The following is a 21,834-nucleotide window of genomic DNA, read 5'->3' on the forward strand; positions in this document are numbered from 1 at the left end:
CGTCAGATGCATGTGCTGATCATGGAGGAGAGCCACCCGTGGAGTTCGACGTCACCATCGAGATCCCGAAGGGATCGCGGAACAAGTACGAGGTCGACCACGAGACCGGCCGGATCCGTCTGGACCGTCGACTCTTCACCTCGACCAGCTACCCGGCCGACTACGGCTTCGTCGAGGACACCCTCGGCGAGGACGGCGACCCGCTGGACGCCCTGGTCCTGCTGGACGAGCCGACCTTCCCCGGCTGCGTCATCAAGTGCCGCGCGATCGGCATGTTCCGTATGACCGACGAGGCCGGCGGCGACGACAAGCTGCTGTGCGTCCCCGCGTCCGACCCGCGCGTGGAGCACCTGCGCGACATCCACCACGTCTCCGAGTTCGACCGCCTGGAGATCCAGCACTTCTTCGAGGTCTACAAGGACCTGGAGCCCGGCAAGTCCGTCGAGGGTGCCAACTGGGTCGGCCGCGTCGAGGCCGAGGCCGAGGTCGAGGCCTCCTACAAGCGCCTTGAGGCGCAGGGCGGCGCGCACTGACACGCTTGTCTCCGTGACAACGGGCGGCGCACCTTCGGGGTGCGCCGCCCGTTGTCGTGCCACGTCATGGCGCCCCACATACTGGGCACACGCACCCGAAGTGGCCGGAGGGAGGCACGGGACCAGTGGTGACCGAGCAGCACGACACGGTCGAGGACCGCAAACCGCAGTCCGACGAGGCGCGCAGCGCCTTCGCGGCCCCCGAGGGCGTCGAACAGCCCCAGGTGCCCGAGGAGGACTCACCGACCTCCGAGTTCGCGCTGCCCGCCGGCCTCGCCACGCCGGTCATCGAGTCGCCCGCCGAGCAGCCGGCGTCGGCGTTCACCACGCCGAGCGGGTACACCGCGCGTGACGCCCCCAACCCCTCGACCACCACCGGCAGCCTGCCCTTGGTGCGCCTTTCCAAGGACGCCCCCTGGCAGGACCGGATGCGCACCATGCTGCGCATGCCGGTGGGCGACCGGCCGGTGGCCGAGCCGGTGCAGAAGTCCGACGACTCGGGCCCCGCGGTGCCCCGCGTGCTCGACCTGACGCTGCGTATCGGCGAGCTGCTGCTCGCGGGCGGCGAGGGCGCCGAGGACGTCGAGGCCGCGATGTTCGCGATCTGCCGCAGCTACGGCCTCGACCGCAGCGAGCCGACGGTCACCTTCACCATGCTCGGCATCACCTACCAGCCGTCCCTGGTGGACGACCCGGTGACGGCCAACCGCACGGTGCGCCGCCGCGGCACCGACTACACCCGTCTGGCGGCCGTGCACCGGCTCGTCACGGACATGACCAGCGAGGACCACGAGGTCTCCCTCGAAGAGGCCTACCGGCGCCTCGCCGAGATCCGCCGTAACCGCCACCCCTACCCCGGCTGGGTCCTGACCACCGCCTGCGGAATCCTGGCCGGAGCGGCCTCGGTGCTGCTCGGCGGCGGCGTCACGGTCTTCCTGGTGGCCGCGGTCGGCGCGGTGCTCGGCGACCGGCTCGCCTGGCTGTGCGCGGCCCGCGGGCTGCCGGAGTTCTACCAGTTCGTGGTGGCCGCCATGCCGCCCGCCGCGATGGGTGTCGCGCTCAGTCTGCTGTCCTGGAACCTCAGGCCGTCCGCCGTGATCACAGGTGGCCTGTTCGCGCTGATCCCCGGGCGGGCCCTGGTGGCCGCCGTCCAGGACGGTCTGACCGGCTTCTACGTCACCGCCTCCGCGCGGCTGCTCGAAGTCGGGTACTTCTTCGTGGCGATCGTCGTCGGCGTCCTGAGCGTCCTGTACGGCGGGCTCCAGATCCACGCCGAGCTCAACCCGGAGGGCACCTTCCAGCCCATCAACCGGCCGATCGTGCAGATCCTCGCGTCGATGGTGCTCTGTCTGACCTTCGCGATCCTGCTGCAACAGGACCGCTCGACCGTCCTGATCGTCTCCGTGAACGGCGGCGTGGCCTGGGTGGTGTACGCCGCCATCGCGGTCACGGCGAAGGGCTCGCCGATCATGGCGACGGCGATCGCGGCAGGCCTGGTCGGCCTGTTCGGCCAGCTGCTCTCGCGGTACTGGAACACCTCGGCGCTGCTGTACGTGACCGCGGCGATCGGCCCGCTGCTGCCCGGTAGCGCCACCTATTTCGGGGTCCTCTCGATCGCCCAGAACCACCTGAACACGGGCGTCGCCTCGCTCGCGAAGGCGGCGGCGCTCGCCCTGGCCATCGCGATCGGCGTGAACCTCGGCAACGAGGTCGCCCGCCTCTTCCTGCGCTCGCCCGGCGCGGGCCGCGCGGCGGCGAAGCGGACCCGCGGCTTCTGAAGCCCGCACACCGCCCGGGCCCGCGCACCGTACTGGGCGCTCAGCGCTCAGCGCTCAGCGCTTGGCGTGGCGGCCGCCGCGCTGCGGGGTCTGACCCGGGGCCCGGCCCCCGGGGCCCTCCGCCACCTGCGGGTTCTTCTTCGCCTTGGAGCGGGCCCGCAGGAACTCGATGGCGATCGGGACGACCGAGACGAGCACGATCGCAACGAGGATCAGCTCGATGTGCTGGTGCACGAACGCGACGTTCCCAAGGGCCGCGCCCAGCAGCGTCACACCCGCGCCCCACAGGCTGCCGCCGATGACGTTGAAGGTGACGAACGGCCGGTAGCTCATGCCGGAGACGCCCGCGATGATCGGTGTGAACGTCCGCACGATCGGCACGAAGCGGGCCAGGACCAGCGACTTCGGGCCGTACTTCTCGAAGAACTCGTGGGCCTTCTCGACGTTCTCCTGCTTGAAGAGCCTGGAGTCGGGCCGGCTGAAGAGCGCGGGCCCGACCTTCTTGCCGAACAGGAAGCCCACCTGGTCGCCGAGGACCGCGGCCAGCACCACCAGGACGCAGACCAGCCACAGCGGGGTGTCCAGCTTGCCGGTGGTGACGAGGAGGCCGGTGGTGAACAGGAGCGAGTCGCCCGGCAGGAAGAAACCGATGAGCAGTCCGGACTCGGCGAACACGATGATCAGCAGCCCGGCGAGGCCGAAGGTGCCCAGCAAATAGTCGGGATCCAGCCAGCTCGGTCCGAGGGCAAGGGATGTCACGGGTACCGGGCTCCTGGTGTGGGTGTCGGGCGGGCTGTCTGCCGTCGGCAGCCAAAGTTATCAACGTAACGCGCGAAAGCGTGGTTCCAGGGGCAGGCTGGAGAAGGCCGACAAGGGCTACCGGAAGGCGGAACGCATGGGCATCGAGGAGTTCGGCGGCGGACAGAGCCAGCAGTCGGACGTGCTGGTGGTGACCACGAACGACGTACCCGGCCACACCGTGCAGCAGGTCATCGGGGAGGTCTTCGGGCTGACCGTACGCTCACGCCATCTGGGCAGCCAGATCGGCGCAGGCCTCAAGTCCATGATCGGCGGCGAGCTGAAGGGCCTCACCAAGACGCTGGTCGAGACACGGAACCAGGCGATGGAACGGCTGGTGGCCCAGGCGAAGGCGCGGGGCGCGAACGCGGTTCTGATGATGCGGTTCGACGTGACGGAGGCCGCGGACGTGGGGACGGAGGTGTGCGCGTACGGGACCGCGGTGGTCCTGACCCGCACCTGACCCCAGCCGCAACGGCCCCACCTCCCCTCCCCTCCCCCCTTCCCCCTCCCGAAAGGTGTTCGACCCCCATGGCACTGCACCGCGGCGGCAGCAAGAAGGAGCATGACGAAGAAGGAGGGGAGAAGGAGTTCGGGCGGCTCGCGCTGAACCCGTTCTTCGGGGAGGCGGACCCGGTCGGTTCGATGACCTCCGCGCCGCCCCGGCACCGGCTGCCCGACCGGCCGCTGGCCCCGGCGACCGCGTACCAGCTGGTCCACGACGAGCTGATGCTCGACGGCAACGCCCGGCTCAACCTCGCGACCTTCGTCACCACCTGGATGGAGCCGCAGGCCGGGGTGCTGATGGCGGAGTGCCGGGACAAGAACATGATCGACAAGGACGAGTACCCGCGCACCGCCGAGCTGGAGCGGCGCTGCGTGGCCATGCTCGCCGATCTGTGGCACGCCCCGGACCCGAACACCGCGGTCGGCTGCTCGACGACCGGGTCGAGCGAGGCCTGCATGCTGGCGGGGATGGCACTCAAGCGGCGCTGGATGAAGCGCAACGCGGACCGCTACCCCTCGCGCGAGGCCCGCCCCAACCTCGTGATGGGCGTGAACGTGCAGGTCTGCTGGGACAAGTTCTGCACCTTCTGGGAGGTCGAGGCGCGCCAAGTGCCCATGGACGGCGACCGTTTCCACCTCGATCCGCAGGCCGCGGCGGCGCTCTGCGACGAGAACACGATCGGCGTCGTCGGGGTGCTCGGCTCCACCTTCGACGGGTCGTACGAGCCGATCGCCGAGCTGTGCGCGGCGCTGGACGATGTGCAGGAGCGTACGGGCCTGGACATCCCGGTCCATGTCGACGGGGCGTCAGGGGCGATGGTCGCGCCCTTCCTCGACGAGGACCTGGTGTGGGACTTCCGGCTGCCCCGGGTGTCCTCCATCAACACTTCGGGGCACAAGTACGGGCTCGTGTACCCCGGGGTGGGCTGGGCCCTGTGGCGCACGGCCGACGAACTCCCCGAGGAACTGGTCTTCCGGGTGAACTACCTCGGCGGCGACATGCCGACGTTCGCCCTGAACTTCTCGCGGCCCGGGGCGCAGGTGGTGGCGCAGTACTACACGTTCCTGCGGCTCGGCCGGGAGGGATACCGGGCGGTCCAGCAGACCACGCGGGACGTCGCGCGGGGTCTCGCGGAGCGGATCGAGTCGTTCGGCGACTTCCAACTCCTCACGCGGGGCGACGAGTTGCCGGTGTTCGCCTTCACGACGACGCCGGAGGTGGACCGGTACGACGTGTTCGACGTCTCGCGGCGCCTGCGCGAGCGGGGCTGGCTGGTGCCGGCGTACACCTTCCCGGCGAACCGGGAGGACCTGTCGGTGCTGCGGGTGGTGTGCCGCAACGGCTTCTCCTCCGACCTGGCCGGCCTCCTCATCGAAGACCTGGGCCGCCTACTCCCCGAACTCCGCCGACAGGCCGCGCCACTGGGCCGCGACGAGTCGGAGGCAACAGCGTTCCACCACTAGGGGGTGTCTGGTGGATCATGGCCGGGGGTGCGGCGCCTGGCACGGCACCTCGCGGCGTTGCCGAAACGCCCCGATAGCTCCGCTATCACGACGTTCCGGCGCCTTGCGATGCACCGCACCAGGCGCCGCACCCTGACCGACCCTGATCCACCAGACACCCCCTAGCCTCGCCGAGCAACGGGCCCCAGGGGCCCGGAGACCGTCACGAAAAGCGACCACGCCCGACGGACGAAGACGGGTTCCAGGGGCGCGGGGAACTGCGCGAGAAGCGACCACGCCCCGCAGCCGAAAACGGGCCCAGGGGCGCGAGGAACTGCGCAAAAAGCGACCACGACCGCAGCCGAAAACGGGCCCAGGGGCGCGAGGAACTGCGCAAAAAGCGACCACGACCGCAGCCGAAAACGGGCCCAGGGGCGCGGGGAACTGCGCGAAAAGCGACCACGTCCGCAGCCGCAAACGGGTTCAGGGGCGCGGGGAACTGCGCAAAAAGACCCGCACCTACCCCCCCTCCCCCACAAACGCATACGCCCCACCCTCAACCCGCCCGATCAACCCCCGCGTCCACTCCGCCCCCGCATCCGACGAGTGGATCCACATGTTCATGATCTCGCCGATGTGCCCCAACTGCTCCGGCTCCGCCCCCGCCAGGTAGTACTCCGTCACCGACTCGCGCCACCGGGCCAGCTTGTCCAGCCGGTCGCGCAGCAGGGCGACGACCTCGGCGCGGGGCAGGTCCACCATGAATCCCAGCGCCGCCGACAGCACGTCCGGCTTCTGGTTGTACGAGGACAGCGCGGCCCGCAGCAGCCGGAAGTACTCCTCGCGGCCCGCGTCCGTCAGCTCGTACTCCGTGCGCGGCGGCCCACCCACCGTGCTGGGCCCCACCTCATGGGCGAGGAGGGCGCCCTCCTTGGCCATCTGCTTCAACGCGTGGTAGATCGAACCCGGTTTGGCGTTGGACCACTCGTGGGCCCCCCAGTACTCCAGGTCGCTCCGCACCTGATAGCCGTGCGCCCGGCCGTGCTGACGTACCGCGCCGAGGACGAGCAGGCGGATGGTTGACATGGCCGCCAGCCTATGCCCTCAGCTCTTTGCGAGCGTCACCAGCTCGTACGCCGTCTTGCCGTCGAGCGACTCGCGGATGATGTCCGCGTGCCCGGCGTGCCGCGCGAACTCCTCGACGAGGTGCATCACCAGCCAGCGCATCGAGACCCGCCCGTCCTTCGGGAACCACGGGGCATCCGGCAGCGGAAAGGTGTCGTCGAGCGAGGGGACCTTGCGGATGAACTCCTCGGTCTCGGCGGCCACTTCGCCCCAGAAGGCCAGCATGCCCTCAACGGTCTCGTCACCGGTCAGCTGGAAGCTCTCGTGCCAGTTGGACTGGTCGCGCTGCTGCTGGTTGGGCCTCTCCTGCGCCATTCGGAGCCAGTTGAGCTCGCACTCGGCGACGTGCTTGAGCAGTCCGGACAGACACAGCCCGCTGGCGCTCGGGCGGCTCGCGGCCTGCTCCTCGGTAAGGCCGATGAGGGAACGGCGTACCGCACCGCGCTGGGCCTCCACGAAGTTGAGGAGAGCTCCGCGCTCGTCGCCGTGTGCCTCTGAGGGAACGTGCGTCACCATGATCAAACCGCCTTCGTTCGCGTCCGGTCGTCCCGGGCCGGTGGCCCGTGCGGGTGGCCCGTGCGGGTGGCCCGTGCGGGTGGCCCGTGCGGGTGGCTCGTGCCGACGGCTTCCGCCGCTCTTCCCCGTCGACAACCACCACGGTAGGCACCAAAGAGGTCAGTTCCTGACCTCTGAGCGCCGCGATCTCGGACCGGCCGGCCGACGGACGTGACATCGCAGAAGCGCCGCGCCCCGGACGGCACCGCACGCCTCCCACGCCCGCCCGGGCCCGGCCGGCTCTAGAACGGGAACGGGCTCCGCTCGTGCTGCACCGAGATCCACTTCTGTGTCGTGAACGCCTCGACCGTGGAGTCGCCGTTCAGGCGTCCGAGCCCGGAGTACTTCTCGCCGCCGAAGGCGACCAGCGGCTCGTCCTGGATCGTCGAGTCGTTGACGTGCATCATCCCGGTCTCGATCCGCTTGGCGAACCGCACCCCGCGCTCGACGTTGGCGGTGTGCACGGCGCCGCTGAGCCCGTACGGGCTGTCGTTCGCCATGCGTACGGCGTCCTCCTCCCCGTCGAAGGGGATGAGCAGCGCCACCGGCCCGAAGATCTCCTGGCGCAGTATCGAGGAGTCGGCGGGCATCCCCGCGAGCACGGTGGGCTCCACCAGGTTGCCCTGGGTGCGGCCCCGCACCAGCGCGGTGGCGCCCTCGGCCAGTGCCTGGTCGACCAGTGCGGCCAGCGCCTCCGCCTGGAAGCTGTTGATGACAGGACCGATGTCGGTGGCGGGGTCGGCCGGGTCGCCGGTCCTGAGCGAGGCCACCTTGGCGAGGAACTTCGCCGTGAACTCGGCCTGCACCGACCGGTCGACGAGGATCCGGTTGGCGGCCATGCAGACCTGGCCCTGATAGACGAAGCGGCTGAAAACCGCCGCGTCCACCGCGTAGTCGAGGTCGGCGTCGTCGAGGACGACCAGCGCGCTGTTGCCGCTCAGCTCCAAAATGACGCGTTTGAAGTGGCTGCCGGCGACCGAGGCGACATGGCGGCCGACGCGGTCCGAGCCGGCGAAGGAGATCACCTTGGGGACGGGGTGCTCTATCAGCGCGTCGCCGATCTCGGCGATGTCGGTGACCAGGACGTTCAGGAGGCCCGCGGGCAGCCCGGCGTCCTGGAAGATCTTCGCTATGAGCCCGCCGCCGACGACCGGCGCGTTCTGGTTCGGCTTGATGACGACCGCGTTGCCCAACGCCAGTGCGGGGGCGATGGACTTCATGGTGACCAGGAACGGGAAGTTGAACGGGCTGATCACCCCGATCACGCCGACCGGCAGCCGGTAGACGCGGTTCTCCTTGCCGTCCACCGGCGACGGCAGGATCCGGCCCTCCGGGCGCAGCGCCAGCTGGATCGCCTCGCGCAGGAACTCCTTGGCGAGATGGACCTCGTACACCGCCTTGAGCCGGGTGCCGCCCAGCTCGCTGATGATGGCCTGGACGATCTCGCCCTCGCGCTCCTCGGTGATGCGCAGGGCGCGCTCGAAGACGAGTCTGCGGGTGTACGGATTGGTCGCGGCCCACTCACGCTGCGCGCGCTCGGCCGCGCGGTAGGCCTCGTCGACCTCCCCGACGGTGGCGACGGTGATCGAGGCCAGCTTCTCGCCGTTGTACGGATCGAAGTCGATGATGTCCCACGACCCGCTGCCGGTGCGCCACTGGCCGTCTATGAACTGGTGGGCGAGGTCGGTGAAGAAGGACATGCCATCCCCTACTGCTGTGTCCGCCGGCTCCGCGCGGTCAACCGCGTAACTGGCCTGATGTGACGTCATCCTACTGATGAGTCAGCTGAGTTGAAGGAGTCCGCGCAGAAGATCGCGGCTTTCCTCCGGGCCGGGGCTGTCCTGTTGCAGGCGGGCCATGGCCCGTTCGTACTGCGCGACCTCTTCGGCCTTGTCCAAATACAGGGCGGAGGTGAGCTGTTCGAGATAGACGATGTCCGACAGGTCCGACTCGGGGAACCGCAGCATCGTGAAGGCACCGCTCTCACCGGCGTGCCCGCCGAAACTGAACGGCATGATCTGGAGGTTGATGTTGGGCTGCTCCGACATCTCGATCAGATGCTTCAACTGGCCGCGCATCACGTCGCGTTCGCCATAGGGCCGGCGTAGCGCGGCCTCGTCGAGAACGGCATGGAACTGCGGGGCACGCTCCGACACCAGGGCCTTCTGCCGCTCAAGGCGCAGCGCGACACGCTTTTCCACCTCGGCCGCGGGCGCGCCGTTCATGCCGCGCGAGACGACGGCGTGGGCGTACGCCTCGGTCTGCAACAGGCCGTGCACGAACTGGACTTCGTAGATGCGGATGAGCGAGGCGGCGCCCTCAAGTCCGATGTACGTCTGGAACCAGCCCGGCAGCACATCGCCGAAGCTGTGCCACCAGCCCGCGATGTTGGCCTCCTTGGCGAGGCCGAGCAGCGACATGCGCTCGGATTCGTCGCCTACGCCGTAGAGCGTGAGCAGGTCCTCGACATCCCTGGCCTTGAAGCTCACCCGCCCCAACTCCATACGACTGATCTTGGACTCGGACGCCCGGATCGAATAGCCGGCTGCTTCCCGCGTGATGCCGCGCGACTCGCGCAGGCGCCTCAGTTGAGAGCCCAGCAGAATGCGCCGGACCACCGAGCCTCCGCCGGCCTCGACTGCGCTCGGCCGGGGGGATCCCCATGCCTCCCCTGCGGTCACTTCGCCGCCCTCCCCATCCAATGGTGCGGTGCAGTCTGCCATCAAAACGCTTCACCCCGTACCCGCGCGATTACGGAAATGGTCAAGGAGTGAAATCGGCCTGAAGAACTTCTGAGGAAGAAAAGAGCAAGAAACGGCACGGGCAGGGACAGGTCGGTCGCGTGCACGTGCATCTGCCCTTGCATCGGGCCGACGCATTCGGAACCATGGTCCCCGCGCACCTGCGTGCTCAACTGCGTCTAGTCGCTTGCGTCCTGTACCGCCACGGCCGCGAACCCGGGAGTGCCTCGCATGGGGACGAATGGATCGACCATGCTGGAGCCTCATGAGCCCTTGAGGCAGGCGCTTCCCCCCTTCGACCCCTCGACCGTGGCGGGTTCCGCGTCCTGCGCGCTGCCCGCGCGCTTCGAAGCGGTGGGCGGGGCACGGAAGTTCACCAGATCCACGCTGACCCAGTGGGGCCTCGCCGAGTGTTTCGACGATGTCGCCCTTGTCGTCTCCGAACTCGTCACCAACGCCCTGCGGCACGCGCTGCCCGCCGACACCCCGCGCGAGAGCGAGGTTCCGGTACGTCTGCATCTGATGCGCTGGACCAGCCGGCTGGTGTGCGCGGTGCGCGACCCCAGCGACGACAGCCCGGTCGAGCGCGAGAGAGACGACTTCGGCGCGGAGTCGGGCCGTGGCCTGTTCCTGGTCGAGTCCTTCGCCGACAGCTGGGGCTGGCACCCGCTCACGGGGGCGATCGGCGGCAAGGTCGTGTGGGCGCTGTTCCGTCTTCAGCCGACGGACTGAAGCGTACGGAGCGGAGCTGTTCAGTCCACTATCAGGTGGTCGAACTCCCCGTCCTTGATCCCGAGCAGCATCGCCTCGATCTCCGCTCTGGTATAGACCAGAGCAGGCCCATCGGGATGGCGTGAATTGCGTACCGCCACCCCTCCCCCCGGCAGCTTGGCGAACTCGACGCAGGATCCCTGCGAGTTGCTGTGCCGGCTCTTCTGCCACGCGGCACCCTGAAGCTCCGCTGCCGCCATGCCGTTGTACGCGTGGTGCAAGGTCGCTCCCGGGATGTGCAGACGTGCAACTGTGAATGGTCAACTGTCCCGGATCATAGCTGTGTTCATGTGCGCCTGCATGGGAAGATGCACGTGCACGCGGGGTGCCCGGGCGGTTACAGACGCTCTGCCGGGCCATCCGCCCCGCGTCCCTGGTCTGCACCAGTAAGAGACGCATTCCAGGGCTCCCTGGTTCAAACGTCCGCGTGACCGTCTCGCCGGGCGGCCGTCGCCGGGGCGGGGCGCGGCCCGTCGGCTGGTAGCTTGTCGCGGTCCCAGACACCATTCACGCGGTCCCGGAGACCGTTCACAGGGGGAAGACAAACCGTGCACAGGCACATATGTACCGCGGCAATCGCGGCAGCCGGGCTCTCGGTCGCGCTCGTTCTGACCGGGTGCGCAAGCAGCGACACAAAGGCCGACCCGGCCACCAAGTCCCCGTCGGGCTCGGGCGGCTCCAGCTCCGGATCGGACAACGGCGCCCCGGCCAAGAGCAGCGATCTGCAAGGCAGTTGGACCGCGACCACGGGCGGCAAGACCGTCACGATGGTCATCGCGGGCAAGGGGGTCGGCCTGCTCTCCCCGCACGTGTGCTCCGGCGCGGTCACCGAAAGCGGGAGCATGACGATGCTCACCCTGAAGTGCGCGGACCAGAACACCGAGCGCACCCAGGGCATGGCCACGATCAAGGGGGACACCCTTCAGGTCACGTGGCAGGGCGCCGGGACGGACTCCTTCACCCGGGGCAAGACGGGATCGTCGCTCCCGAGCGGCCTGCCCACGGCTGTGCCGGCCCCGTAACGCGCTCACGCGGCGGGCGCGCCGCGTGGTGGTGCGGGCAGCAGCACGCCGAACCGCCGCGCGGCGGCGATCGTCACGGCTCCGGGGCGCTCGTCACGGCTCCGGGGCGGCCGGCACGGTCAGGGCGTCGGTCAGATCGTCCAGGCAGTGCAGGACCAGGCCGGCCCCGCTGCGCACCACCCGGTCGGGCACGCCCTCGCCGTCCCAGGCGGCCAGGGCCAGCTCGACCTCCTCCCACCGCGGAACCCGCCGCTCGCGCACGGCCTTGGCCCCCTGCTCGGTGGCCTCGCGCAGCGCCTCGGCGAGTTTCGCCGCCGCGGGCACGGGCACCGCGTCCCGTTCCGGCAGATGGGCCTCCATCAGCATGGCCGTACGCCCCAACTGGCCCAGCGCGTGGGCGGCTTCCTCGGCCGATGAACGCGAGAGGCCCCGGTGGCGCACCGGCTCGTGGGTGGCCTTGTCCAGCGCCTCCTGCCAGGCGATGCGGGCCGCGCGGGTGTCGAGCAGCGCCTGGCGGACCTCGCCGGAGCCGCGGTCCGGGTCGGCGTAGTGGGCGACGACGGCGGAGGCGTACCGTCCGCTCGCGACGAGCCAGTCGGCGAGCCGGGTGCGCAGCCGCGGGGTCTCCCACGCCGGGTAGACGGCGTAGGAGCCCATCGCGAGCGCCCCGCCGACCAGCGTGAGGAACACCCGGTCGGGCACGGTCTGCGTCCACTGGAGGCCGCCCATGCCGAGCAGGAAGACGACGTATGCGGAGACGCAGCCGCTCAGCACCGCGTATCCCGTACGCATCAGCAGGTACGCGAGGAACGCGCAGGCGACCGCGATGACCGCGGACAACGCGGTGTCGGGGTGGGTGAGCTGCACGATGCCGGTGGCGAGCGCGACACCGACGAGGGTGCCGCCGAACCGGGCGACCGCGCGGGCGTAGGTGAGGGAGAAGTCGGGGCGCATCACCATGACGGAGGCCATCGGGGCCCAGTAGCCGTGCCCGAACGGCAGGACGTGGCCGAGCAGATAGCCCACCGTCGCCACCGCGCAGACCCGGACGGCGTGCCGGAACACCGGTGACTCGTGACGGGCGAATTCGGCGCGCATGGTGCGCAGGGCGAGCGGGACCAGGCGGGGCAGGGCGGGCCGGAGCAGGGGTTCGGCTCCCGCCGCAGTGCCGCTGCCGCGGGCGGTTTCCACGACGTCCGCGAGCAGTGCGGTGAGCCGGGTGGCGGCGCGACGGGCGGGCCCGGTGAGGATGGCGCCGGTGTCGGGAGTGGCGAGCGCGGCCTCGGCGGCGGGCGGGATGGCGGGGGGCTCGCCGTGCCGGATGGCGCGGGCGGCGGCGTCCAGGACGGTGGCCGATGCGGCGAGCAGTTCCAGGACCCGGTCGCGTTCGGCGCCCTCCTCCGGTACGCCGAGCGCCGGGTCGGCGAGCGAGGCGAGCACCGGCCGGATGCGCTCGGCGACGCCGCGGGCGCCGTGCAGCTCGGCGGGGCGGCGACGGGCCTCGCGCGGGGTGACGGCGGCGGCGAGCCGGGCGGTCATGAGGGGTTCCGGGTCGAAGGGGGCCACGGGGTCGTGCCGCAGCCGGCGCGCGTAGTCGGCCTCCGCGGCGAGGGCGTCGGCGAGCGCGTCGCGCTGGGCGCCCCAGCGTCGGATGGGGAACAGGACGACGAGGGCGGCCTGGACGACCCCGCCGACCGCGATCATCGCGGCGTGCCCCGCCGCTTCGGCGAGCGAGCTGGGCAGGGTGACGGTGACCAGCATGATCGCCACGTTGGACGAGGCGATCACCCCGACGGTCGGGCCGACGGCCCAGGCCAGCCCGGCCAGAAACGTCCACAGGGCGAGCAGCAGCAGAAAGAACGGCGAGTGGGTACCGACGAGGTAGCCGAGGAAGGTGGACACCGCGAGGGAGAGCCCGGAGGCGAGGGCGAGCACGGGGCGGGGGCGCCAACTGCGCTGGTACGTGGCGATGGCGCCCTGGAACGCGCCGAACGCGGAGCTCGCGGCGACGGAGGGGCCGAAGAGGGTGAGGCTGACGCCGACGACGATGGCCAGGCCTGTGGCGGCGCGCAGTGCGACCAGGGGCTCCAGTCGACGTGGCTCGACCTTCAGCCCTGAACGGGCGGTCTCCCTCAGCGCCCGGAGCCAGCTCATGATCCCGAGGGTAACGTCCCCCGCCCCCCCCGGCCCCCTCCGGCCGCAGCCCGCGCCCCTGGAGAGGCCGGCTTTCGGGTGCGGGCCGTGGTCGCTCCTCGCGCAGTTCCCCGCGCCCCTTAACCCCCTTTCGACCGCGGACCGTGGACGGTTGCTCGCGCAGTTCCCCGCGCCCCTGTAGGGCACCCGGAATCGCCTCTCGCGCCCACTGCGGCGGAGCCGCGCAATGACACAGCCCCGCGCCCCTTAACCCCCTTTCGACCGCGCGCCGTGGACGGTTGCTCGCGCAGTTCCCCGCGCCCCTGTAGGGCACCCGGAATCGCCTCTCGTGCCCACCGCGGCGGAGCCGCGCAATGACACAGCCGCGCCCCTGGCGGCACTGGTGCAGGGGCCGTGCTGGGTTGCTCGGGCATCTTCAGCCCGTCCGGCGATTGAGGACGAGCGCCGTTCAGGCGCGAACGGGGGTGCAGGGGGCGAAGCCCCCGCCCGGGGTCTGGGGCGCAGCCCCAGGGCTCAGCTCATTCAATGCGCTGTACGGGCGGGCGGGTGGGAAAACCCGCCCGGGGTCTGGGGCGCAGCCCCAGGGCGCTGCACCCCCAAGTAGCCGCACGGGCGGGAGGGTGGGAAAACGTCCCCGGGGTCTGGGGCGGAGCCCCAGGGGCCCGGGGTCAGGGGCGGAGCTCCCTGGGGTGGGCCAGGTGGGCCCGGTCCGCCGCGGCACGCCCGTCGCGCCACCCGGACTCGTCAGAAACCCCCCGCACCCGCGTAGCCACCGTCCGGGGAAACATCTCCTCCGCCCGCCCGGCAACGGCAACCGCCCGCGTGGCCAGCACCGGCAGCAGCTCACCCCCGAACTCCTCCTCCACATGCCGGGCCGTCGAGGCCAGCAGATCCCCGAGCCGCCCCGCGTACGCCAGCAGGAACGACTGCCGGAACGTCTTCGTGCGCTTGCGCCCACCCGCCCGCTGCGCGGCCTCGGCCTTCGCCATCGCGGCAGTGCCCTGCACGAGCAGAGAGGTGTGCAGCAGCTCGACCGCCTCCAGGTCGCCCTCGAAGCCGACGACCGTCGAGAAGCCGAGCTCGGAGTTCCACACCGCGCGGCAGTGGTTCGCGGACGCAACCGCGTCGAGCAGGATCGCCTTGGCCGTCTCGTACGGCGCGTCCACCCCGATCCGGCAGGCCCCCGGGACGTCGCCGCCCGGCCCGCGCCCGGCGAGCAGCGCGTCGTCCACGCTGTGCCGCGCCATCAGTTCCTGCGCCTTGGCGGTGAGCGCCTCCGCCTCCTCGGGGAAGCCGGTCGCCTCGGCCTTGGCGAGCAGCGCCCGGATGCGGGCCAGCGTCTTGGGTTCGCCGTGCACCGGCGACCCGAGCACCGAGTCGCCCGGCGCGGGCCCGGCCGGCTCGATGGCGGGCAGCGCGAGCAGCAGCCGGTAGAGCTCAAGCACGGCAGTGGCGTACGAGAAGCGGTCGGCCCGCCATGTCTCGCGCGGCAGCTCGTCGAGCTGCCCCTGCCACCGCGCGGGCAGCCGCTCGTAACGGGCCAGCTCGTCACGGATCAGCCCGCTGAGGATGCGTACCTGCGGCTCGTCCAGATCACGCCGTACGATCCGCACGACGTCGGCGGGCTGCCAGCCGCGGTCCCAGGCGCGCCGCACGAACTCCCGCCCCCGCACGGCTAGTTCGGCGTCCGAGTCCGGCGACGCGGCGAGCAGCGACGCACCGGTGTCGAGGGCCGCGTCGCCCTCGATGTACAGCGCCGCGGCGAAGGCGCGGTCCACGGCCTCCATCACCGCACCCCGCGTCCACGTACCCGGGTCACCGCGCTGAACCCCACCGCCACGAGCCGGCCTCCTCACCCATCAGGGTCCGCGTGCACCGCCGCACGCCCCGGCCCCGATGGTCCCAGCAACCGCCCCGAACCACGAAACGAGAGCCGCCCCGGCCGCCGCCCCGCCTCCACCCACAGCCTGTGGACGGATGGCCGGAGACAGGACGACCGGAACAGGACGACCGGCGCGCCGTTACGGCCGTGGCAGATGTGCGGTGAAACCGTCTGGCGGTGCGGGACGTCCGAAAGGTGCTCGGCTCCTAGGACGTCCCGTCTGGGCCCGCCCCCCAGGGGCACCCAGCGGACAACGCCCCAACGAACACCGAAAACGAGACCGAAAACGAACAACCGACAACGGACACCGGACACCGGACACCGGACATTGGACACCAAACGAAAGGACCGCCGTGTTGCGCCTACGCACCTCCTCCCTGGCCGCCACCGCCGTACTCGCCGCCGGCCTGACCCTGACCGCCTGCGGCAGCGACAGCGGCGGCTCGACCCAGATCGCCACCGACACCCCGAGCAGCACCGGATCGAACAACGCCAGTACCGGCACCGGCACCGGATCGAGCTCCCCCGGCGCCGACGGCGGCCGCACGATGGCCCCCTCCGGCGGCAGCTCAGGGGGCGGCACAAATGCAGGGACCGGCACCGGAACCGGAACCGGCGCCGGCGCCTCCTGCCCGACCTCCCAGCTCGCCTTCGCCGTGGCCCCCGGCAGCGGCGCCCAGTCGGAGGGCTCCCAGGGCGCCGTCACCATCACGCTCACCAACAAGGGCGCCAAGTCCTGCGTGATGAAGGGCTACCCCGGGGTCGACCTGGTGGGTGGCGCCACGAAGTGGTCGCTGACGCGCGGCACCGCCGAGTCGCCCGCGGCGGTCACCGTACGCCCCGGCGCGACGACCACCTTCAACATCTTCTACCTGCCGTTCCACCACGGCGACGGGCAGGAGTTCAAGCCGAAGAGCATCGTGATCACCCCGCCGAACGAGACCCACTCCCACACCCTGCCCTGGACCTTCTCCTCGGTCCTGCTCCAGGACGGCGCCACCCACCCGGGCACCTACATCAGCCCGGTCGGCGCCAAATGACGCAAGGACACCGGGAGTCGGCCCGTTCACGGCTCTCAGTGTCCAGCCGACGGGATCCCGGCTCTCGGCGTCCGGCCGGGGGGATCCCAGCTCCCGGCGTCCGGCCGACGGGATCCCGGCTCCCGGTGTCGGGCCGACGGAATCCCGGCTCGCGCCGCCCAGTTGACGTCCCCCACACCCTTGCTTCGAGCGCACACGAGCCCGCTTTGATGGGCCCATGAAGTACACACAGCTCGGACGCACCGGACTCCAGGTCAGCCGCCTCGTTCTCGGCACGATGAACTTCGGCAGTGAGACCGACAAGGCGGTCAGCCACGCCCTGATGGACGCCGCTCTCGACGCGGGTGTCAACTTCTTCGACACCGCCAACATCTACGGCGTGGACGGGGACAAGGGGCTCACCGAGAAGATCATCGGTTCCTGGTTCGCGCGGGGCGGCGGCCGCCGCGACAAGGTAGTCCTTGCGACCAAGATGTACGGGGACATGACCCAGGACAAGGCCTGGAGCACCAGCGAAGCCTGGCCCAATCACAACAAGCTGTCCGCGCTCAACATCCGCCGTGCCGTGGAGGCTTCACTGAAGCGCCTCGGCACCGACCACATCGACGTCTACCAGTTCCACCACGTGGACCGCGCCACCCCGTTCGAGGAGATCTGGCAGGCGGTCGACGTCCTGATCACGCAGGGCAAGATCCTGTACGCGGGAACCTCCAACTTCCCCGGCTACAAGATCGCCCAGGCCAACGAGATCGCCGCCCGCACCGGACGGCTCGGCCTGGTCAGCGAGCAGTGCCTCTACAACCTCGCCGAACGCCGCGCCGAGATGGAGATCGTCCCGGCCGCCCAGGAGTACGGGCTCGGCGTCATCCCCTGGTCCCCGCTGCACCAGGGTCTGCTCGGCGGCGCGCTGCGCAAGGAACGCGAGGGCACGGGCGCCCGCACCACCAGGACCGGCCGCTCCGCCGCGGGCCTCGCCGACCCGGCCGTACGGGCCAAGGTGCAGGCGTACGAGGACCTGCTCGCCCAGCACGACCTCGACCCCGGCGAGGTGGCGCTGGCCTGGCTCCTGTCGCGGCCCGGCGTGACCGGCCCCATCGTCGGCCCGCGCACCCCCGACCACCTCCAATCGGCGCTGCGCGCCCTGGAGTTGGAGCTGAGCGAGGAACTGCTCGGCGCCCTCGACGAGATCTTCCCCGGCCCGGGCCCCTCGCCGGAGGCTTTCGCCTGGTAGGCCGTGCGCGCGGGGGCGCGCCAGGGGGCGGGCCGGGTGAAAGCCGCGGCTCGCCCCCTTGCTTCGAGCGCGCTCGAAGACGTTGGCTTGGTGCCCATGAAGTACACGCAGCTCGGACGCACGGGTCTCCAGGTGAGCAGGATCGTCCTGGGGACGATGAACTTCGGACCGCAGACCGACGAGGCCGCGAGCCACGCGATCATGGACACCGCGCTCGGCGCGGGCATCAACTTCTTCGACACCGCCAACGTGTACGGCTGGGGCGCGAACAAGGGCCGTACCGAGGAGATCATCGGCAGCTGGTTCGCCCAGGGCGGCGACCGGCGCGACAAGACCGTCCTCGCCACCAAGCTCAACGCCAACATGGCCGAGGGCGAGCCCTGGCCCAACCACCACAAGCTGTCGGCGGTCAACATCCGCCGCTCCGTGGAGGCCTCCCTCAAGCGCCTGCGCACCGACCACATCGACCTCTACCAGTTCCACCACATCGACCGCCTGACCCCCTTCGAGGAGATCTGGCAGGCGATCGACGTCCTGATCGCCCAGGGCAAGATCCTGTACGTCGGTTCGTCCAACTTCCCCGGCTACAAGATCGCCCAGGCCAACGAGATCGCCGCCCGCACCGGACGGCTCGGCCTCGTCAGCGAGCAGTGCCTCTACAACCTCGCCGAACGCCGCGCCGAAATGGAGATCATCCCGGCGGCGCACGAGTACGGGCTCGGCGTCATCCCCTGGTCGCCACTGCACGGCGGCATGCTCGGCGGAATCCTGCGCAAGGAGCGCGAGGGTACGACGGGTCGCTCCAAGGGCGGCCTCGCGGCCCAGGCCCTCGCCGAGCCCGCGGTGCGCAAGCAGGTGGAGGCGTACGAAGAGCTCGCCGCCAAGCACGGTCTCGACCCTGCCGAGGTGGCGCTGGCCTGGCTGCTCACCCGGCCCGGCGTGGCGGGCCCGATCGTCGGCCCGCGCACGGCGGACCAGCTGGACGCGGCGGTGCGGGCGGTCGAACTGGACCTGACCGAGGAGTTCCTGAGCGCGCTGGACGACATCTTCCCCGGCCCGGGGCCCTCCCCCGAGGCCTTCGCCTGGTAGCCGTACGCGACCCGCGTACACAAGCACGCAACGGACGCAACGGACGCAACGGACTCGACGGACTCGACGGACGCGACAAGCTCGACAGGCACGACAGACGCAGCCGACGCGACCGACGTCAGGGTCGCCGGACGCGACACGTACGGGAGGTGGCGGTCGCCGCGGTCAGCCGACGGCGGCCGCCACCGCCACCACGACGAACATCAGCACGAGCACACCGGCCATGATCCGGTTCCTGGTCTTCGGGTCCACCCCTTGAGCCTAACCGCCCGGGCCGAGCGGCCAGCGGGCGACCGTCTCGTACCGGGGGCGCTCTTTGGGGGTGCCGCCACGCGGCAGGGTGCTGCGGATCAGCGCCAACTCCGCGACCTGCCACGGGCTGCCCTCGAACGCGGCGAGGCCGGCGACGTATGGCCCCAGGTCCACGGGCGTACCCGATCTGGCGAGCGTGAGGTGCGGCACATAGCGGCGGTGCTCGGTCATCGCGATGCCGGAGCGGCGGGCGGCGGCGTCCGTACGCTCGGCCAGCAGCCGCAGCGTGTCGATGCCGCCCGCGACGCCGGCCCACAGGGCGCGGCCGTCGAAGCGGCCGCCGGCGTGCAGCCGCAGCGTGAACGGGCCGGTGCGCCGGGCCGCACGGCGCAGCCGTTCGCACAGCTCCGGCAGGACCGCTTCGTCGGTCTCGCCGTAGAACGCCAGGGTGAGGTGCCAGGCCTCGCGTCCGGTCCAGCGCAGCCCCTGCGCCCCGGGAAGCTCGCCCAACTGCCTTACCGCACGGCCGAGTTCGTCCACGGCTCGCGCCGGTGGGAGTACGGCGGCCAAGAGTCGCATGGGGACAGTTAAGCAAGCGGGGCAGCCGGTGTCGCGTACACGGAAAACCACCCGGCCCCCACGTCGGGGACCGGGCGGACCGGGCGGCGTCACATCGGGCGGGCCGTAAGACGGCCAGGGCGGTGTCACATCGCGCGGGCCGCCGGGCGATCAGGCGGCCGCGATGAGTGCCGACTTCCGCGGCACGAAGGTGAGGTGCCGGTGGCCGGGGCGTACGTCGACCTTCAGACGCAGGTTGGCCGCGCGGGCCAGCATCAGGCCGACGCCGATCGCCGCCGCACCGCAGATGAGGCCGCCGAGCGCGAGGCTGACCCGGACGCCGTAGACATCGGTCAGCCAGCCGAAGAGCGGGCCGCCGAACGGGGTGCCGCCGGTGAAGACCATCATGAACAGGCTCATCACCCGGCCCCGCATCTCGGGGTCGGTGGCCATCTGCACCGAGGCGTTGGCGGTCACGTTCACCGTCAGGCCGAGGATGCCGACCGGAATGAGCAGGGCCATGAACACGCCGATGTCGGGCGCACCGGACGCGACGATTTCGAGCGCCGCGAACAGGACCGCCGCGAGCACCAGCATCCGCAGGCGCGTGCTGGAGCGACGGGCCGCGAGCAGCGCGCCGACCAGCGAGCCGATCGCCATCAGGCTGTTGAACAGGCCGTACATGCCGGAGTCGCCATGAAAGACGTCGGAGGCGAACGCGCTCAGCCAGATCGGGAAGTTGAACCCGAAGGTGCCGACGAAGCCGACCAGGACGATCGGCCAGATCAGCTCGGGCCGCTCGGAGACGTACGCGAGGCCTTCCTTCAGCTGACCCTTGCCGCGCCGGGCCAGCTTGGCGGGCTGAAGGTCCTGGGTGCGCATCAGCGACAGCATGATCAGCGGGGCGGTGAACGACAGGCCGTTGGCGAGGAACGCCCAGCCGGGTCCGACGGCCGCCATCACGACGCCCGCGACGGCGGGGCCGACGAGGCGGGCGGACTGGAAGTTCGCCGAGTTGAGGCTGACCGCGTTGCGCACCCGGTCGGGGCCGACCATCTCGGAGACGAAGGACTGCCGGGTGGGGTTGTCGACGACGGTGACCAGGCCGGTGAAGAACGCCGTCAGATAGACGTGCCACACCTGGACGTTCCCGGACAGGGTCATCACGGCGAGGAAGAGCCCGCCGAGACCCATGGCCGCCTGCGTCACGAACAGGATGTTCCGCTTGGCGAACCGGTCCGCTATGACGCCGCCGTACAGACCGAACAGGAGCATCGGCAGGAACTGCATGGCCGTGGTGATGCCCACCGCCGCCGAGGATCCGGTGATGGTCAGGACGAGCCAGTCCTGCGTGATCCGGGCCATCCAGGTGCCTATGTTGGACACGATGGCGCCCGAGAAGAACAGCCGGTAATTGCGGACCGCGAGCGAGGAGAACGTCCCCCCACCACGCTTGTTGTAGGTAGGGATAGGTGCGGGGGCGGAGTCTGCTCCGGATCCCGTACTCAAAAGGGCTCGCCTCCTAGCGATGCGCGTTTACAGATGTGCGAGCTTCTCCAGGACCGGGGCGGCCGCGCGCAGCTTCGCCCATTCGTCCTCGTCCAGACCTTCCGCGAGGGAAGCCAGCCAGGCGTTGCGCTTGCGGCGGCTCTCTTCGAGCATCGCCTCGGCCTCAACGGTCTGGCTGACCACCTTCTGGCGGCGGTCATCAGGATGCGGCTCCAGCCTGACCAGGCCTTTTGCCTCAAGCAGTGCGACGATTCGGGTCATCGACGGCGGCTGTACGTGCTCTTTGCGGGCCAGCTCACCGGGGGTGGCCGAGCCGCAGCGGGCAAGGGTGCCGAGCACCGACATCTCCGTCGGGCTGAGCGATTCGTCGACGCGCTGGTGCTTGAGGCGCCGGCTCAGCCGCATGACGGCCGAGCGCAGGGAGTTCACGGCGGCGGCGTTCTCGCCAATGCCGTGGGACAGGTCAGACATGTTCGTTAGCGTAACTCATTACTCTGGCTAAATACCACCGGGTTACGCCCAGGTGTCCAGCGCCACACCGGCGCGTTCGGGCCACACGCTGCCCGGGGGCCCCGCGAACTATCACCCGAACGAGTGAGTACGCGGCGAAAAGCGACGCACGTTCCCCTGGCGGGCGGCCACCCTCGCTCCATGGGGACCAGCGTGCTCAGCCTGCGAATAGACGGTGAGCTGCTTGAACGGCTCAAGCGCCATGCCGCGAAACGCGGCATGAGCGTCCAGGACTATGTGGTCCGGACGCTCATGCGGGACGACTTCGACGAACGCTTCAAGGCGGCGGTGGATGAGACGGAGCGGTTCTATGGGGCGGCGTAGGGGGCGCGTGCC

Annotated in this window: 21 protein-coding genes; 10 read left to right on the forward strand and 11 right to left on the reverse strand. The window is 70.6% G+C overall.

All coding sequences use genetic code 11. The features are described 5' to 3' along the window. Nucleotides 1–38 precede the first annotated feature (38 nt). Both ACGFW5_RS31705 and ACGFW5_RS31710 read left to right on the forward strand, forming a co-directional pair. Nucleotides 39–533, forward strand: coding sequence for an inorganic diphosphatase (locus ACGFW5_RS31705; protein WP_053731216.1), 495 nt, complete (start codon nucleotides 39–41; stop codon nucleotides 531–533). A 128-nt stretch (nucleotides 534–661) separates the two neighbouring features. Beyond that, nucleotides 662–2,311: a threonine/serine exporter ThrE family protein gene (locus ACGFW5_RS31710; protein ID WP_393837777.1), complete on the forward strand. Its 1,650-nt coding sequence runs from the start codon at nucleotides 662–664 to the stop codon at nucleotides 2,309–2,311. Nucleotides 2,312–2,365: 54 nt separating this feature from the next. On the opposite strand, the gene ACGFW5_RS31715 is transcribed toward ACGFW5_RS31710, so the two are convergent. Beyond that, complete coding sequence (locus tag ACGFW5_RS31715) at nucleotides 2,366–3,070, reverse strand: DedA family protein (RefSeq protein ID WP_393837778.1); 705 nt, start codon at nucleotides 3,068–3,070, stop codon at nucleotides 2,366–2,368. A 136-nt stretch (nucleotides 3,071–3,206) separates the two neighbouring features. Between ACGFW5_RS31715 and ACGFW5_RS31720 the strand changes: the two genes are divergently transcribed. Both ACGFW5_RS31720 and ACGFW5_RS31725 read left to right on the forward strand, forming a co-directional pair. Then, entirely contained in the window at nucleotides 3,207–3,572 is a 366-nt protein-coding gene (locus tag ACGFW5_RS31720) for a YbjQ family protein (RefSeq protein ID WP_393837779.1), read from the forward strand. A gap of 68 nt (nucleotides 3,573–3,640) precedes the next feature. Continuing rightward, entirely contained in the window at nucleotides 3,641–5,080 is a 1,440-nt protein-coding gene (locus ACGFW5_RS31725; protein ID WP_393837780.1) for a glutamate decarboxylase, read from the forward strand. 498 nt (nucleotides 5,081–5,578) lie between these two features. Here the strand turns inward: ACGFW5_RS31725 and ACGFW5_RS31730 are convergent, their stop codons facing one another. The 4 genes from ACGFW5_RS31730 to ACGFW5_RS31745 all read right to left on the reverse strand — a co-directional run bounded on the left by ACGFW5_RS31730 (nucleotide 5,579) and on the right by ACGFW5_RS31745 (nucleotide 9,420). Beyond that, a complete protein-coding gene (locus ACGFW5_RS31730; protein WP_393837781.1) occupies nucleotides 5,579–6,145 on the reverse strand; it encodes a PadR family transcriptional regulator in 567 nt (188 codons plus the stop codon). Nucleotides 6,146–6,163: 18 nt separating this feature from the next. After that, on the reverse strand, nucleotides 6,164–6,700 hold the full coding sequence (locus ACGFW5_RS31735; protein ID WP_393837782.1) for a DinB family protein: 537 nt from the start codon (nucleotides 6,698–6,700) through the stop codon (nucleotides 6,164–6,166). A 281-nt stretch (nucleotides 6,701–6,981) separates the two neighbouring features. Further along, nucleotides 6,982–8,439: an aldehyde dehydrogenase family protein gene (locus ACGFW5_RS31740; RefSeq protein ID WP_393837783.1), complete on the reverse strand. Its 1,458-nt coding sequence runs from the start codon at nucleotides 8,437–8,439 to the stop codon at nucleotides 6,982–6,984. A gap of 81 nt (nucleotides 8,440–8,520) precedes the next feature. Then, entirely contained in the window at nucleotides 8,521–9,420 is a 900-nt protein-coding gene (locus tag ACGFW5_RS31745) for a helix-turn-helix domain-containing protein (protein WP_393837784.1), read from the reverse strand. A 291-nt stretch (nucleotides 9,421–9,711) separates the two neighbouring features. Here ACGFW5_RS31745 and ACGFW5_RS31750 point away from each other — a divergent pair, with 291 nt between their 5' ends. Continuing rightward, nucleotides 9,712–10,212, forward strand: coding sequence for an ATP-binding protein (locus ACGFW5_RS31750; protein WP_393837785.1), 501 nt, complete (start codon nucleotides 9,712–9,714; stop codon nucleotides 10,210–10,212). Between the two features lie 20 nt (nucleotides 10,213–10,232). Here the strand turns inward: ACGFW5_RS31750 and ACGFW5_RS31755 are convergent, their stop codons facing one another. Then, a complete protein-coding gene (locus ACGFW5_RS31755) occupies nucleotides 10,233–10,472 on the reverse strand; it encodes a DUF397 domain-containing protein (protein ID WP_189965259.1) in 240 nt (79 codons plus the stop codon). A 327-nt stretch (nucleotides 10,473–10,799) separates the two neighbouring features. Here ACGFW5_RS31755 and ACGFW5_RS31760 point away from each other — a divergent pair, with 327 nt between their 5' ends. After that, nucleotides 10,800–11,273, forward strand: coding sequence for a hypothetical protein (locus tag ACGFW5_RS31760; RefSeq protein WP_393837786.1), 474 nt, complete (start codon nucleotides 10,800–10,802; stop codon nucleotides 11,271–11,273). A gap of 93 nt (nucleotides 11,274–11,366) precedes the next feature. Here the strand turns inward: ACGFW5_RS31760 and ACGFW5_RS31765 are convergent, their stop codons facing one another. Both ACGFW5_RS31765 and ACGFW5_RS31770 read right to left on the reverse strand, forming a co-directional pair. Then, nucleotides 11,367–13,427 (reverse strand): FUSC family protein, encoded by a 2,061-nt coding sequence (locus tag ACGFW5_RS31765; RefSeq protein WP_393837787.1) that lies wholly within the window; start codon nucleotides 13,425–13,427, stop codon nucleotides 11,367–11,369. Between the two features lie 668 nt (nucleotides 13,428–14,095). Continuing rightward, nucleotides 14,096–15,214 carry a DUF2786 domain-containing protein gene (locus ACGFW5_RS31770; protein WP_393837788.1) on the reverse strand — a complete coding sequence of 373 codons (1,119 nt, stop codon included), beginning with the start codon at nucleotides 15,212–15,214 and terminating at the stop codon, nucleotides 14,096–14,098. Between the two features lie 451 nt (nucleotides 15,215–15,665). Here ACGFW5_RS31770 and ACGFW5_RS31775 point away from each other — a divergent pair, with 451 nt between their 5' ends. The 3 genes from ACGFW5_RS31775 to ACGFW5_RS31785 all read left to right on the forward strand — a co-directional run bounded on the left by ACGFW5_RS31775 (nucleotide 15,666) and on the right by ACGFW5_RS31785 (nucleotide 18,669). After that, entirely contained in the window at nucleotides 15,666–16,349 is a 684-nt protein-coding gene (locus ACGFW5_RS31775) for a DUF4232 domain-containing protein (RefSeq protein WP_393837789.1), read from the forward strand. Nucleotides 16,350–16,566: 217 nt separating this feature from the next. Further along, nucleotides 16,567–17,580 (forward strand): aldo/keto reductase, encoded by a 1,014-nt coding sequence (locus ACGFW5_RS31780; protein ID WP_393837790.1) that lies wholly within the window; start codon nucleotides 16,567–16,569, stop codon nucleotides 17,578–17,580. A gap of 96 nt (nucleotides 17,581–17,676) precedes the next feature. Next, nucleotides 17,677–18,669 (forward strand): aldo/keto reductase, encoded by a 993-nt coding sequence (locus ACGFW5_RS31785; protein ID WP_393837791.1) that lies wholly within the window; start codon nucleotides 17,677–17,679, stop codon nucleotides 18,667–18,669. A 261-nt stretch (nucleotides 18,670–18,930) separates the two neighbouring features. On the opposite strand, the gene thpR is transcribed toward ACGFW5_RS31785, so the two are convergent. From thpR to ACGFW5_RS31800, 3 genes are all read right to left on the reverse strand, one after another. Further along, nucleotides 18,931–19,500: an RNA 2',3'-cyclic phosphodiesterase gene (gene thpR / locus ACGFW5_RS31790; protein ID WP_393837792.1), complete on the reverse strand. Its 570-nt coding sequence runs from the start codon at nucleotides 19,498–19,500 to the stop codon at nucleotides 18,931–18,933. A gap of 150 nt (nucleotides 19,501–19,650) precedes the next feature. Beyond that, on the reverse strand, nucleotides 19,651–20,988 hold the full coding sequence (locus tag ACGFW5_RS31795; protein ID WP_393837793.1) for an MFS transporter: 1,338 nt from the start codon (nucleotides 20,986–20,988) through the stop codon (nucleotides 19,651–19,653). Between the two features lie 27 nt (nucleotides 20,989–21,015). Beyond that, nucleotides 21,016–21,459: a MarR family winged helix-turn-helix transcriptional regulator gene (locus ACGFW5_RS31800; RefSeq protein WP_393837794.1), complete on the reverse strand. Its 444-nt coding sequence runs from the start codon at nucleotides 21,457–21,459 to the stop codon at nucleotides 21,016–21,018. Nucleotides 21,460–21,639: 180 nt separating this feature from the next. Here ACGFW5_RS31800 and ACGFW5_RS31805 point away from each other — a divergent pair, with 180 nt between their 5' ends. Beyond that, on the forward strand, nucleotides 21,640–21,822 hold the full coding sequence (locus tag ACGFW5_RS31805; RefSeq protein WP_328311355.1) for a ribbon-helix-helix protein, CopG family: 183 nt from the start codon (nucleotides 21,640–21,642) through the stop codon (nucleotides 21,820–21,822). The last annotated feature ends 12 nt before the right edge of the window (nucleotides 21,823–21,834 follow it).

It is taken from the genome of Streptomyces sp. NPDC048416, assembly GCF_043200435.1.
Classification (GTDB): domain Bacteria; phylum Actinomycetota; class Actinomycetes; order Streptomycetales; family Streptomycetaceae; genus Streptomyces.

What these genes read in the sequence shown, in the direction of transcription:
- ACGFW5_RS31800 (WP_393837794.1), bottom strand. Translation starts at nt 21,459, where the DNA reads ATGTCTGACCTGTCCCACGGCATTGGCGAGAACGCCGCCGCCGTGAAC.
- ACGFW5_RS31725 (WP_393837780.1), top strand. Translation starts at nt 3,641, where the DNA reads ATGGCACTGCACCGCGGCGGCAGCAAGAAGGAGCATGACGAAGAAGGA.
- ACGFW5_RS31720 (WP_393837779.1), top strand. Translation starts at nt 3,207, where the DNA reads ATGGGCATCGAGGAGTTCGGCGGCGGACAGAGCCAGCAGTCGGACGTG.
- thpR (WP_393837792.1), bottom strand. Translation starts at nt 19,500, where the DNA reads ATGCGACTCTTGGCCGCCGTACTCCCACCGGCGCGAGCCGTGGACGAA.
- ACGFW5_RS31730 (WP_393837781.1), bottom strand. Translation starts at nt 6,145, where the DNA reads ATGTCAACCATCCGCCTGCTCGTCCTCGGCGCGGTACGTCAGCACGGC.
- ACGFW5_RS31750 (WP_393837785.1), top strand. Translation starts at nt 9,712, where the DNA reads ATGGGGACGAATGGATCGACCATGCTGGAGCCTCATGAGCCCTTGAGG.
- ACGFW5_RS31780 (WP_393837790.1), top strand. Translation starts at nt 16,567, where the DNA reads ATGAAGTACACACAGCTCGGACGCACCGGACTCCAGGTCAGCCGCCTC.
- ACGFW5_RS31740 (WP_393837783.1), bottom strand. Translation starts at nt 8,439, where the DNA reads ATGTCCTTCTTCACCGACCTCGCCCACCAGTTCATAGACGGCCAGTGG.
- ACGFW5_RS31785 (WP_393837791.1), top strand. Translation starts at nt 17,677, where the DNA reads ATGAAGTACACGCAGCTCGGACGCACGGGTCTCCAGGTGAGCAGGATC.
- ACGFW5_RS31770 (WP_393837788.1), bottom strand. Translation starts at nt 15,214, where the DNA reads ATGGAGGCCGTGGACCGCGCCTTCGCCGCGGCGCTGTACATCGAGGGC.
- ACGFW5_RS31765 (WP_393837787.1), bottom strand. Translation starts at nt 13,427, where the DNA reads ATGAGCTGGCTCCGGGCGCTGAGGGAGACCGCCCGTTCAGGGCTGAAG.
- ACGFW5_RS31805 (WP_328311355.1), top strand. Translation starts at nt 21,640, where the DNA reads ATGGGGACCAGCGTGCTCAGCCTGCGAATAGACGGTGAGCTGCTTGAA.
- ACGFW5_RS31735 (WP_393837782.1), bottom strand. Translation starts at nt 6,700, where the DNA reads ATGGTGACGCACGTTCCCTCAGAGGCACACGGCGACGAGCGCGGAGCT.